This is a genomic window from Comamonas humi (assembly GCF_054782535.1).
Map to the genome: position 1 here is coordinate 150,916 of NZ_BAAGSH010000019.1, position 12,254 is coordinate 163,169.

13 protein-coding genes are annotated in these 12,254 nt (G+C 68.4%); 7 read left to right on the forward strand and 6 right to left on the reverse strand.

Annotation, left to right across the window (positions count from 1 at the left end):
• Positions 1 to 107: 107 nt before the first annotated feature.
• The gene (locus ACYVKR_RS20865; protein WP_460482892.1) at positions 108 to 1,076 is read left to right on the forward strand and encodes a LysR family transcriptional regulator; all 969 of its coding nucleotides are present in this window, start codon (positions 108 to 110) and stop codon (positions 1,074 to 1,076) included.
• Here ACYVKR_RS20865 and ACYVKR_RS20870 read toward each other — a convergent pair.
• Positions 1,036 to 1,857, reverse strand: coding sequence for a GntR family transcriptional regulator (locus tag ACYVKR_RS20870; protein ID WP_460482893.1), 822 nt, complete (start codon positions 1,855 to 1,857; stop codon positions 1,036 to 1,038). The two genes, ACYVKR_RS20865 and ACYVKR_RS20870, sit on opposite strands and share 41 nt — an antisense overlap.
• A 155-nt stretch (positions 1,858 to 2,012) precedes the next feature.
• Here ACYVKR_RS20870 and ACYVKR_RS20875 point away from each other — a divergent pair, with 155 nt between their 5' ends.
• The 4 genes from ACYVKR_RS20875 to kynU all read left to right on the forward strand — a co-directional run bounded on the left by ACYVKR_RS20875 (position 2,013) and on the right by kynU (position 6,167).
• The gene (locus ACYVKR_RS20875; protein WP_460482894.1) at positions 2,013 to 2,999 is read left to right on the forward strand and encodes an ABC transporter substrate-binding protein; all 987 of its coding nucleotides are present in this window, start codon (positions 2,013 to 2,015) and stop codon (positions 2,997 to 2,999) included.
• An 81-nt stretch (positions 3,000 to 3,080) separates the two neighbouring features.
• Positions 3,081 to 3,860 carry an ABC transporter ATP-binding protein gene (locus tag ACYVKR_RS20880; protein ID WP_460482895.1) on the forward strand — a complete coding sequence of 260 codons (780 nt, stop codon included), beginning with the start codon at positions 3,081 to 3,083 and terminating at the stop codon, positions 3,858 to 3,860.
• Positions 3,861 to 3,863: 3 nt separating this feature from the next.
• Positions 3,864 to 4,811, forward strand: a complete 948-nt coding sequence (locus ACYVKR_RS20885) for an ABC transporter permease (protein WP_460482896.1) — start codon at positions 3,864 to 3,866, stop codon at positions 4,809 to 4,811.
• An 81-nt stretch (positions 4,812 to 4,892) separates the two neighbouring features.
• Positions 4,893 to 6,167: a kynureninase gene (gene kynU, locus ACYVKR_RS20890; RefSeq protein ID WP_460482897.1), complete on the forward strand. Its 1,275-nt coding sequence runs from the start codon at positions 4,893 to 4,895 to the stop codon at positions 6,165 to 6,167.
• Between the two features lie 413 nt (positions 6,168 to 6,580).
• Here the strand turns inward: kynU and ACYVKR_RS20895 are convergent, their stop codons facing one another.
• The 5 genes from ACYVKR_RS20895 to ACYVKR_RS20915 form a co-directional block, all read right to left on the reverse strand.
• Positions 6,581 to 7,249: a hypothetical protein gene (locus ACYVKR_RS20895; RefSeq protein WP_460482898.1), complete on the reverse strand. Its 669-nt coding sequence runs from the start codon at positions 7,247 to 7,249 to the stop codon at positions 6,581 to 6,583.
• Positions 7,250 to 7,258: 9 nt separating this feature from the next.
• Entirely contained in the window at positions 7,259 to 8,188 is a 930-nt protein-coding gene (gene surE, locus ACYVKR_RS20900) for a 5'/3'-nucleotidase SurE (protein WP_460482899.1), read from the reverse strand.
• Positions 8,189 to 8,444: 256 nt separating this feature from the next.
• Entirely contained in the window at positions 8,445 to 8,870 is a 426-nt protein-coding gene (locus ACYVKR_RS20905) for a RidA family protein (protein ID WP_460482900.1), read from the reverse strand.
• Entirely contained in the window at positions 8,867 to 9,775 is a 909-nt protein-coding gene (locus ACYVKR_RS20910) for a dihydrodipicolinate synthase family protein (RefSeq protein ID WP_460482901.1), read from the reverse strand. Before ACYVKR_RS20910 ends, ACYVKR_RS20905 begins: the two co-directional genes overlap by 4 nt.
• Before the next feature lie 35 nt (positions 9,776 to 9,810).
• Positions 9,811 to 10,740: an alpha/beta hydrolase gene (locus tag ACYVKR_RS20915; protein WP_460482902.1), complete on the reverse strand. Its 930-nt coding sequence runs from the start codon at positions 10,738 to 10,740 to the stop codon at positions 9,811 to 9,813.
• 91 nt (positions 10,741 to 10,831) lie between these two features.
• On the opposite strand from ACYVKR_RS20915, the gene ACYVKR_RS20920 reads away from it, so the two are divergent.
• The gene (locus ACYVKR_RS20920) at positions 10,832 to 11,251 is read left to right on the forward strand and encodes a VOC family protein (RefSeq protein WP_460482903.1); all 420 of its coding nucleotides are present in this window, start codon (positions 10,832 to 10,834) and stop codon (positions 11,249 to 11,251) included.
• On the forward strand, positions 11,248 to 12,183 hold the full coding sequence (locus ACYVKR_RS20925) for a 2-hydroxyacid dehydrogenase (RefSeq protein WP_460482904.1): 936 nt from the start codon (positions 11,248 to 11,250) through the stop codon (positions 12,181 to 12,183). The genes ACYVKR_RS20920 and ACYVKR_RS20925 overlap by 4 nt, the downstream gene beginning before the upstream one ends.
• Positions 12,184 to 12,254: the final 71 nt, after the last annotated feature.

Here is a 12,254-nt window from a genome sequence, read left to right on the forward strand (position 1 = left end):
GCTGGATAATGAATTCGAGGGAGTGATGTATTCCTGGATTGAATACATGGCAGGTATGCGCCCCGCCTTGCGGTATTCTTGCGGGCGTCCTGACGCACCCTTTCGCCATGCCCCACCGCCTCGATCCTTCCCACCCTGCACCGCTGGCCCGGCGCCTGCGGCTGCAGCAGCTCGCGATCTTCGTGCAGGTGGTCGAATCGGGGTCGGTGCTGGCGGCCTGCGGCGCGCTGGCGATGACGCAGCCGGCCGTGAGCAAGTCCATCCAGGACCTGGAGGATCAGGTCGGCGCGCGCTTGTTCGAGCGCAGCAAGGCCGGCATGCGGCTGACCGAGGCTGGCGCGGTGTTCGAGAGCCATGCGCGGCTGATGCTGTCGCAGCTGCGCTACCTGTCGGAAGACCTGAACGCGCTGGAGACCGGTGCCTCGGGCCAGCTTGTCGTGGGCACGCTGATCGCCGCATCGGCCACGCTGCTGCCGCAGGCCCTGGGCCTGCTGCGCCAGCGCGCCCCCGGCGTGGGGGTGACGGTGAAGGTGGGCTCCAATTCCACGCTGTTCCCGCAACTGCTCAAGGGCGAGGTGGACATCGTGCTCGGCATGCTGCCCGACGAAGCCGCGCTGGCGCCGCAGCCCGGTGGCTCGCTGCTGCGCCATGTGCCGCTGTTCGGCGAGGGGCTGGACGTGGTGCTCTCGGCCCGCCACCCGCTGGCCGCGCAGGACAGCATCGGCGCCGAGCAGCTCGGCGGTCTGGAGTGGATCCTGCCCACGCGCGAATCGGCCAACTACCCCGCGGTGCAGAAGTTCTTCCGCAAGCGCCGGCTGAAGCTGCCGGACCAGCCCATCGAGTCGGTCTCCATCCTCACCAACCTCGAGCTCATCGTGCAATGGAACATGGCGGCGATGATGCCGCGGTCCGCCGCGCGCCGCTTCGAGCAGCTGGGCCTGGTGAAGACACTGGCCTTCGCCGAGCTCGAGCAGGTGACCCGCGTGGGCTACACCGTCCGCGCCGACCGCGAGCGCAGCGCCCTGGTGCAGAACTTCATCCGCGCGCTGCAGGACGCTTCGGGGCCTGCGGGCTAGCCTTCCTGGCGGCGGTGGGCCTGGCAGCCGAAGGCTTGGGCGCCCGCTGGCGGGCCAGCTTTTCCTGCACGGCATTGGTGCGCTCGAAGACCTCCAGCGTGGCACCGATGTGCTCGGCCATGAGCAGCAGTGCCCGGTCCACGTCGCGGTCGAGCACCGCGTTGAACAGCTCGGTGTGGTGCGCCGTGCCCATGGCGTCGCGCAGCACCTCGCGGGCTTCCTCGGCGCCTTCCTCCTGGCTGGTGAGCACCGGCAGGATGGCGAGCACGCGGTGGTGGCGCGCCAGCTGCTCGTGGATCTGCGCCTGGAAGCGCAGCAGCCACTTCGATACCGCGGCCGAGAGCAGCGCGCGGTGGAAGGCCGCATGCAAGTGCTCCCACTGCGCCAGCGTGTCCTCCGACGGCGCGTCCACCGGCAGCGTGCAGCGGATGAGGCGGTGGTGCGCAGCCACCAGTTCGGCCTCCCAGTCGGCATCGCCGTTCTCGATGGCTTCCTTGAGCAGCGGCAGCTCGATGGCCTGGCGCGCGCGCTGCAGGTCGTCCAGCTCCGCGCTGGAGACGGGCGCCACCGTGAAGCCGTGGTTGCGGCGGTAGACCACCAGGCGCTCGGCCTCGAGCCGCGCCAGCGCCTCGCGCACCGGCGTCCAGCTCAGGCCGTAGCTGGCCTTCAGCGCGGTGGGGCGCAGCGCGGCCTCGGCCGGCAGCCGGGCCGCGAGGATTTCGCGGCGCAGCAGCTGGTAGGCGGCATCGGTCTTGGAGTCTTCGTCATTGGCAACCGCCATGGAATACCTCGTGCTTCAGGGTAAGTACCAGTCATGATGTCTGGTATGCCATTTAATATCTGATCCCGCAAACTATATATTATTTTTGCGAAACCGCTTCATCCCTTCCATGACAGACGTGGCCGCCCCCAACCGGTCCATACAGGAGACAAACCATGGTTCAATTTTCCCGCGCCGGCGTCAAGCAGGCTGTGCTGGCCGGCGCCCTGCTGGCTGCGTTCGGCAGTGCCTGGGCCGAGCCGATCAAGATCGCGATCGCCAACTTCGGCGACCACCCTCAGCTGAATGAATCGGTGGACGGCTTCAAGAAGGAGCTGGCGCGCCTGGGCTACGCCGAGGGCAAGGACGTGGTCTACGAGCTGAGCCACACCAACTTCGATGCCACGCTGCTGCCGCAGATGATCGCCAAGCTGCAAGCCAGCAAGCCCAAGCTGATCTACACCATCACCACCCCCGTGTCGCAGGTGGCCAAGAAGGCGCTGGCTGGCTCGGGCATCCCCATCGTGTTCGGCGTGGTGACCGATCCGGTCGCGGCCAAGCTCACGCCGTCGTGGGATAAGGGCGACACCGGCATCACCGGTTCGTCCGACCTGCAGGACGTGGGCGCGGTGATGCAGTTCGCGCACAAGCTGGTGCCCGGCTCCAAGAGCTTCGGCATGCCCTACAACCCAGGCGAGGCCAATGACGTGGCGCTGCTCGAGATGGTGAAGAAGGCCGGCGCGGCCAACGACTTCAAGGTGGTCTCGGTGGGCGTGGACAGCGCCAACGACATCCAGCAGCGCATCACCTCGCTCAAGGGCAAGGTCGACGTGCTCTACAACCCCACCTCCAACCTGCTGCAGCCAGCGACGCCGGCGGTGTCCGCCGCGTCGCGCCAGATCGGCGTGCCGCTGATGGGCGCCGATCCCGAGCCGGTGCGCAAGGGCCTGGTGGTGGCCGCGGTGGCGGTGCGCTACGAGAAGGTGGGCGAGAACGCGGCCAAGCTCGCGGCGCGCGTGCTCAAGGGCGAGGACCCGAAGAACATCGCGCCGGTCAAGCCCACGCTGGCCGACCACGAGACCGTGGTCTCGCGCAAGGCGCTCAAGGCCTTCAACCTGCAGGCCTCGCCGGCCATCGCGGATTGCAAGTGCTTCGTGGACTGAGGGCCTGAACGGGTTTGGAAGAAGTAGTGCAGACCAGGGCCGCGCGCATCGCGCTGCCCTGGTCGCTGGAGATGGAAATCTATGCTGGAAGTAAGCAAGGCACGCAAGGTGTTTTACCGCGGCAAGCCGGACGAGAAGATCGCGCTCAACGACCTGAGCCTCAAGCTCGCGACGGGCGAGTTCGGCATCATCATCGGATCGAACGGTGCCGGCAAGAGCACCATGCTCAACGCCATCAGCGGCGCGCTGGCGCTGGACTCGGGCAGCGTGGTCGTGGGCCACGAGGACGTCACCCAGTTGCCGGTGCACCAGCGGGCGGCGCGCATCACGCGCGTGTTCCAGGACCCGATGAAGGGCACGGCCGCGAGCATGACGATCGCCGAGAACATGCTGCTCGCCGAGCTGCGCGACGGCAAGCGCACGCTGCGCCCGGGCCTGACCGCGGCGCGGCGCGCGCTGTACCGCGAGCGCCTGTCGGTGCTGGGCCTGGGCCTCGAGAACCGGCTCGACGCGCGCGTCGACCTGCTCTCGGGCGGCCAGCGCCAGTCGCTGTCGCTGGTGATGGCGGTGAGCACCTCGCCGCAGCTGCTGCTGCTCGACGAGCACACGGCCGCGCTCGACCCGCGCACCGCCGACCTGGTGATGGCCGCCACGGTGCGCGCCGTCGAGTCCTTCCAGCTCACCGTGCTCATGGTCACGCACAACATGCAGCACGCCATCGACTTCGGCCACCGTGTGTTCATGCTCGACGCGGGCCGCGTGAAGCTCGAGATCGGCCCCGATGAAAAGAGCGGCCTCACCGTGCCCGACCTGATCGCGCATTTCTCCACCAAGACCGACCGCATGCTGCTGGCGAGCTGACCCATGACCGAATTCCTCCAGACCACCTTCTCGACCTTCTACGCGCTGATCCCGGTCACCATCGCCCAGAGCCTGATTATGGGCTTCGTGGTGCTGGGCATCATGCTGCCGTTCCGCGTGCTGAGCTTTCCCGACATGACGGCCGAGGGCGCCTTCCCGCTTGGCGGCTGCGTGGCCACGATCCTGATCGCCTCGGGCATGAACCCCTGGCTGGCGGTGCTCGCCGCGATGGCGGCCGGCTTCGCCGCGGGCTGCTGCACGGCCTACATCCACCTGCGCTTTCGCATCCACACGCTGCTCGCCGGCATCCTGATGACCACCATGCTCTACAGCGTGAACCTGCGCATCATGGGCCGCTCTAACATCTCGCTGTTCGGCAACGGCAGCATCCTCGACGTGATCCCACTGGCCGGCGAAGGCTCGCCGCTGAACAAGATCGCCATCGTCGGCGGGCTGCTGGCCCTGGTCTTCGTGGCGCTGAACTACTTCTTCAAGACCGAGAAGGGCACGGCCATGCGCGCCGTGGGCGCCAACCCCGACATGTCGGAGGCGCAGGGCATCAACGTCTGGACCGCGACCATCGTCGGCATCGGCCTCGCGGGTGGCCTGTCGGCGCTCTCGGGCGCGCTGATGGTGCAGTCGCAGGGCTTCGGCGACATCAACATGGGCCTGGGCGTGCTCATCAACGGCCTGGCCGCGCTGATGATCGGCGAGGCCATCATCGGCAACCAGACGGTGATGCGCCAGCTGCTGGCGCCCATCGTCGGCGCGCTCATCTATTACCAGCTGATCTCGCTGTGCCTGGCGGCCAACATGCCGCCGCCCGACCTGAAGCTCGCCACCGGCCTGTTCGTGCTCTTCATGCTGGCGCTGCCCTCGCTGCGCCGGGGCCGCGGCACCAGCGGCGCCACGCCGCGCGAAAGCATGCGCGAACGCCCGAGCGCTGGCTGAGGCCAGCGGCTTCCCGCCTTTCTCCCCCAAGCCGGGGCCGGCCTGCGGCCTCCGGCGGTTTTCAATCGACTGGACAACAATATGAACACCCCGAACATCACCCTTGCCGACTGCCGCGCCCTGGATGCACGCGACCCGCTGGCGCCGCTGCGCGCGCAGTTCGACCTGCCCGACGGCGTGATCTACCTGGACGGCAATTCGCTCGGCGCCATGCCCAAGGCATCGGCGCAGCGCGCCCACGAGGTCATCACCCAGGAATGGGGCGTGGGCCTGATCCGCAGCTGGAACACCGCCGGCTGGTTCGACCTGCCGCGCCGCCTGGGCGACAAGCTGGCGCGCCTGGTGGGCGGCCAGGCCGATGAGGTGGTGGTGACCGACACCGCCTCGACCAACCTCTTCAAGCTGATGGCCGCCGCGCTGCGGCTGCAGAAGGACAAGTCGCCCGGGCGCCGCGTGATCGTCTCCGAGCGCAACAACTTCCCGACCGACCTGTACATCACCCAGGGCCTGATGGACTTGCTGCAGTCGCTGGGCAGCGCCGACTACGAGCTGCGCCTGGTCGACGGCCCGGCCGACCTCGACGCGGCGCTGGGCGACGACGTGGCCGTGCTGCTGCTCACGCACGTGAACTACCAGACCGGCTACATGTACGACCTGGCGGAGGTGACCGCCCGCGCGCACCGCGCCGGCGCCGTCACCGTCTGGGACCTGTGCCACTCGGCCGGCGCGGTGCCGGTGGACCTGAACGGCGCCAACGCCGACTACGCCGTCGGCTGCACCTACAAGTACCTCAACGGCGGCCCCGGCGCGCCGGCCTTCCTGTGGGTGAACCCGCGCCACCAGGAGAACTTCTGGCAGCCGCTGTCGGGCTGGTGGGGCCATGCGCGGCCGTTTGCGATGGAGGCGCAGTACGACCCGCACGCCGGCGTGAAGCGCTACCTCTGCGGCACGCAGGCCATCACCTCGCTGGCGATGGTGGAAAGCGGCATCGACACCTTCGCGCAGACCGACATGCAGCAGCTGCGCACCAAGTCGCTGGCGCTGACCGATTTGTTCATCGCGCTGGTGCGGCAGGAGTGCGCGGACTTTCCGCTCACGCTGAACACGCCGCTCGACCACAAATACCGTGGCAGCCAGGTCGGCTTCGAGCACCCGCAGGGCTTTGCCGTGGTGCAGGCGCTGATCGCGCGCGGCGTGATCCCCGACTACCGCGAGCCGCAGATCATGCGCTTCGGCTTCACGCCGCTGTACATCGGCTTCGAGGATGTGTGGAATGCGGTGGCCGTGCTCAAGGACATCCTGCAGACCGGCAGCTGGGACCAGCCGCGCTTCCACCAGCGGGGTACGGTGACTTGATGCTTCAATATTGATAGCTTCTGGCGCTTTCTACATGGTCATTTCAAATATAAATATATTTGAATATGGCTGTGGATGAGCGCGAGAAGCTATTCTTTTTGAAGTATGAGGCCGGGACTCGCCCCGGCGGGCGACCTACTTTCTTGCTCATGCAAGAAAGTAGGCAAAGAACATGCCCCGACTGTCTGCGACCCCAACGCCAAGGCGTCGGGGCAACCTGTGGCGTGACGTTTGCGGGGTGCGCCGTGGAACTCACTGCGCGCCAAGGCGCTCCGTTCAAACAACCCCGGCGAGTCAGATGACGAAGCATGCGCGCTCCGACGCGCATGCCCACCCCGCAAACGCCCCGCCCCAGGCGCAGCCAGAAGGGGTGGGCAAGCCATTCGGGCCATCGCTTCGCTCGGCCTGGCAAGTCAGTCGGCGTACGCCCATAGCTCACCCAGCTTGGAGCCATTGTCGACCAGCAGGCGCAAGGCCGCCGGGGCATAGTCGGCATCGATGGCCGCGATGCCCGTGCCGCTTTCCAGCAGATTGCCGCAGCCGCTGCTGGCCAGGCTCAGTCGGGCGCTGTTGGGCAGGGCGTGGGCCGCGATCTGGCCGGAAATCTGGCACGCGGAACCCAGGGGCGTGATCTTGCCATCGGCCGCGATGGAGAAGCGTGCGCTGGTGCCGGAAGGCAGGCGAACGCGGTAGCTGCCCGCCAGCTGGGCAGGCTGCACGGCAGCGGCCGGCAAGCGGGTATGGCCCAGCAGCTTGACGGCGCCCGCAGGCTGCCCGCCGGGCACGGCCACCCAGTCGCCGCCGGTCGTGGCGCGCCGGTAGATCGCCGTGGCCTGGTCCAGGCCATCGGCCACCACCAGGTAGCGGCTGCCGTCCTCTGCGGCGTAGTACTTGCCGACGGTCGGGTTCGCGCGCTCTCCCAGGCTGGCGATATAGGCGCCGGGCGCGAGGTCGTCGACCACCAGGCGGGGGGCGGCGGGCGTATCCCCGCCCGAGCCACCACAGCCGGCCAGGGCCGCAGCCACGGACAGCGCCGCCAGGCGCCAGAGAGGGCCGCCAGGATTGCGAGGCATGTGTGTCATGGCGCCTCCTTACTGGCCGAACAGTTCACCAAGGTGCAGGCGCAGCCATTGCTGGGCGGCGGGCCGGTGCTCGAAGCCTATGCCGGTCTGCATGGCGGTGACCGCCACCTTGGTCCTGGACACCACGCCTTCGTCTTCGGCCTGTGCCGCGGTGGGCGTGCCGCCGCCGTTGGCGTCATAGAGGTTGAAGCTGCCCTGGCGAGAGAAGGCAAAGGGCAGGTTGGCCGTGGGGGCCGGCGGGATATTCACGTTCAGCGCCACGCCCTTGGGCAGCAAGGGCCCGCTGCCCGCCTTGGCGCGCAGCGTATCCAGCAGCTTGATGGTCAATTGGGCCACGGCTGCCGAATAGGGGTTGTTCGCGGTGGCATCGCCGCGGGTGTCGTTGCCGGCGCTCACCGCGATGGCCGGAACGCCGCGCATCGAGGCGACCTGTACGTTGCCGACGGTGCCGGAGTAGATCACGATGGGGCCGGCGTTCTCGCCTTCGTTGGGGCCTGACAGCACCAGGTCGGGCGCCTTGCCCCAGCGGGCGGGTGCCAGCACGTCGAGGCCATGGTTGGTGGCTTGCACGGGCGTGCCATGCACATAGTGGTAGTCGCCATTCGTGAAGCCTTCCTTGAGCATCGGCCCGTTGGCGGGATCGCCGATGCGCGCCGCCCCGCTGCGGCAGCCGCCGCCGTTGGCATCGAGCTGGGTCTTGTCGTTGTCGACCACGATGACGGTCTTGCTGTACTGCACGGCCGCGCCGCCGCGGCCGCTTTGGTTGGTGCAGGGCACGCTGACGATCACATCGTGGCCGGCGGCCTTCAGCGCGTCGTACAAGGCTTTGACGTTGCTGCTCAGTCCGTCGTCGTTGGAGACCAGGATGTTCAGGGCGAAGGCGGGGCTGGCCATGGCCAGCCCCAGCGCTGCTGCACAGCGGGGGATCAGAGTTTTCATACCGAAAAATGGAAGGGTTGGAAAAGGACGTCGCCAGTCCGGGTACCAAGATCCCAGCGCATTCCATGTTGTCGGTATGTGCCTGTCGGTGGCACTTGTGTGTAAGGTCTGGGCAGCGATCGGGGCCCATCATTCCGCCCCCGCCACGCTGCAACATCGTCAAGTTGGACGATAGGCCATTCCCTAATGCCGGATGCAAAAAAAGCGCGCCAGGTCTGCTGGCGCGCAATTCCCTGGAGGGATGGGTCGGGTCTGTTCAGGCGCTGGCGATGGCCTTGATCTCCACCACCATGTCCGGGTGCGGCAGGCCGCGCACCACCACCGTGGTGCGGGTGGGGTAGACGCTGCCCTCACCAAAGCGCTCGGCCAGGCATTCGGCATAGGCGGCGTTGAAGGTGGCGAAGTCCTCGTGCCGCACCAGGTAGACCGTCATGTCGATGCAGTCGGCGAGCCGTGCGCCGGCCTCGGCCAGGATGGCCTCGATGTTGCGCAGCACGCGCCGGGTCTGCACCGCCACGTCGTGGCGGACCGTGCCGTCGGCATCGCGCGAGACGCCGGCGATGCTGCCGTCGGCCAGGCGCGCGCTCACGCCGGCCACATAGATGGTCGGGCCGATGCGTCGCCAGCGGGCATAGCTGCCCAGTGGCGGCGGCAAGGGGTGCGGCAGGCTGCTGGTGTTCATGCGGCCTCCATGTGAAAGCCCGCTTGCTCCAATTGGTCCGACAGTTCCTGCACCCAGTCGCCGTTCGCCGCCGCCAGCGGCGGGCGGGCATGCTGCCATTCGGCGTGGCCGAAGTGTCGGGCCACCACGTGCTTGAGCGCGGGAATCATCGGGCGCGCCTGGAACAGATTGCGCACCACCTTGAGCTGCGCCTGCGCGGCGTCGAAGCCGGGCGTGCCCCACAGCCGCATGGCCTCGGCGATGGCGCGCGGCTGCACGTTGGCGGTGGCCGAGATGCAGCCCGCGGCGCCTAGCGGCAGCGCCTTCTCCAGCAGCGCCTCGGAGGCCGGGTAGACCTCGAAGCCCGGGAACTCGCGCAGCATGCGCTCGGTGTTGGCCCAGTCGCCCGAGCTGTCCTTGATGCCCACCACCGTCGTGGGGTAGGCGCGGATCAGCCGCTCGATCAGCGCGCAGCTGATGGGCACGCCGGTGAACTGGGGGATGTGGTAGAGGTAGAGCTTGAGCCGGTCCGACGCGACGCCGTCGATCAGGCGCGCGTAGTAGTCGAGCAGGCCGTCGTCGGACGCCGGCTTGAAGTAGAACGGCGGCAGCGTCAGCGTGCCGGCGCAGCCCAGCTCTACCGCGCGGCGCGTGAGGGCGATGGTTTCGGGCAGCGCGCACAGGCCGGTGCCGGGGACCATGGCCTCGGTGGGTAGGCCGGCCTCGGCCAGCTGCTCCAGCAGGCCGATCTTCTCCTGCAGGCCCAGCGAATTGGCCTCGCTGTTGGTGCCGAAGACGGCCAGGCCAGCGCCCTGCGACACCAGCCAGCGGCAGAAGGCGATGAAGGCCGGCGTGTCGACCGACAGGTCGGCCTTGAAGGGCGTGAGGGCGGGTGCAAAGACCCTGGGGGTGCGGGTGGTGGTCATGGCGTGCAAGTGGTGGTGGAAAGGAAAAGGGCGGTTCAGCGCGTTTCGCGCATGAAGGCGAGCAGCTCGGGGCCGAGCGTTTCCTCGCCGCTGTTGAAGTGCGCGACGATGGACGTGTGGTTGTGGCGCGGCAGGGCCACGAAGCGCGTGGGCGCGGTGCGCGGGCTGGCCAGCGCGGCATCGTGGAACTCGCGGCCGTAGCGGTCGAGGTGGGTGTTCTCATACTGCGCCACGGCCACCAGCAGCGGCACGTTGCTGGTGGCGACATGCGTGGCCGGCGAGCGCGCCGCGTACAGCGTCTCGTCGTCGCCGAAGTAGGCGCGCACGCCGTTGGCATTGGGGTTGTCGGGCAGCACGTCGGCGCGCAGGCGGGCGCTGACCAGCATCGCGCCGGCGACCTCGCCGTCGCCCAGCCGGCCGGCGATGGCCGGGTCGAACAGCGCGCTCGCCACATGCGAGCCACCGGCCGAATGCCCCATGAGGAAGATGCGCCGCGCACTGCCGCCAAAGCGTGCGATGTGCTGCTGCACCCAGCGCACGGCGGCGATCACGTCCTGCGCGCCGCCGGGGTAGGCGGCCTCCGGCGCGAGCCGGTATTCCACGTTCACCGCCACCACACCCTGGCGCGCAAACCAGTAGCTCACGTTGTCGTAGATGGCGCCATTGGCGCTCTTGTTGCCGCGGATGAAGGCGCCGCCGTGCAGGAACACCAGCACGTCGCGCTGCTGGCCCAGCCACTCCGCACGGCTGTACACGTCGAGCCGCTGGCGTGGTGCCTCGCCATAGGGCAGGTCGCGCGCCACCTCGATGCCGGCGTTGTCGGCCTGCAGCACCAGCGGCGAATAGGCCTGCACCACGAGGTCGCGGTGCTTGTTGATGTCCGTGGCCCAGACGGGGCCGATGCCGTCCAGCAGCGCCTGCGCCTGCGCGCTCAGCGAACCCAGGGGTGTGTTTGCGTGGTTCATGCTAAAAATTATACATATTTGATTGTTGGTATACCAAATACTTTTTGATATGTATAATTTCCAGCGCAAGGTATTAAAAAGGAGCAATCACATGGAAAAACTCAGGCACATTGCACTGTCGGTCAGCGACCCGGAGGCCGCGGCCCAGTTCTTCGAGCAGGCCTTCGGCATGACGCGGGCCGGCCGCGCGATGCGGGGCTGGTACATGACGGACGGCGTGATGAACGTGGCGCTGCTGAACTTCAAGGACGAGACGGTGCCGGGCTACGAAAAGCTCAAGGACGTGCGCGGCGTGATCCACTTCGGCATGTGGGTCGACAACCTGGAGGAGGCCGAGAAGCGCGTGGTCGCCGCCGGTGGCACCTACCTCACCGGCCGCAAGGAGACCGACCCCAATGTGTTCTACGAGGTCAAGTACCGCACGCCGGACGGCATCGTGTTCGACATCACCGAGTCCGGCTGGAAGGGCGCGGTGAAGGAAGTGGAACCCTCGGCTGGCAGCGCATCGTGACTCGGCCGCACCTGCTCGCGCTGGTGCCGCTGCCGGCTGTCACGCGGCAGGCGCTGGCCATGCACTACGAGCTGCTGGCCGCGGCCGACGGGCCGGCCGTCGTCCAGGCCGATTTGCCATTGGACCAGGTCGTGGCTGTCGTCACCAACGGCACCGTCGGCCTGTCGGCCGCGCTGATGGCGCGGCTGCCAGCGCTGCGGCTGGCCTGCGCCTTCGGCGTGGGCTACGAGAACGTGGACGTCGAGGCGGCCCGGCAGCGCGGCATCGTCGTGACGAATGCGCCGGGCACCAACGACGACACCGTGGCCGACCATGCGCTGGGCTTCATGCTCGCGCTGAGCCGCGGCTATGGCGCGCTGACCGAGGCGGTGCGCGCGGGCGGCTGGCACCAGTCGCGCGCGGCGCGACCCACGCTGAGCGGCGCCGCCGTCGGCATTATCGGCATGGGCCGCATCGGCCAGGGCATCGCGCGGCGCGCGCAGGGCTTCGGCATGCGGGTGCGCTACTGCACGCGCCGGCCCTGCGCCGACCTGCCCTACAGCCACGAGCCCGACCTGGTGGCGCTGGCCCGCGCCAGCGACTACCTGGTGGCGGCCTGCCCCGGCGGGCCGGCCACGCGCCACCTCGTCAACGCCGAGGTGCTGTCGGCGCTGGGGCCACAGGGCTTCCTGGTCAACGTGGCGCGCGGCTCGGTGGTGCAGACCGACGACCTGGTCCGCGCATTGCAAGGCCGCGCCATCGCCGGCGCCGGCCTCGACGTGCTGGAGTCCGAACCCGAGGTGCCCGAGGCACTGCGGCTGCTGGACAACGTGCTCATCACCCCGCACATGGCCGGCCGCTCGCCGGCGGCGCACCAGGCCCAGACCGAGGCCTTGCTGCGCAGCCTGGCCGATGGCCTGGGCGGCCGCCGGCCGGCCTTCGCCGTCTCCTGATCTCGACTCGACTTCGACCTTAGCCCGGCATGGCCCGGGCTTTTTTCATCCCGCTTGCTGTACCGATGAAA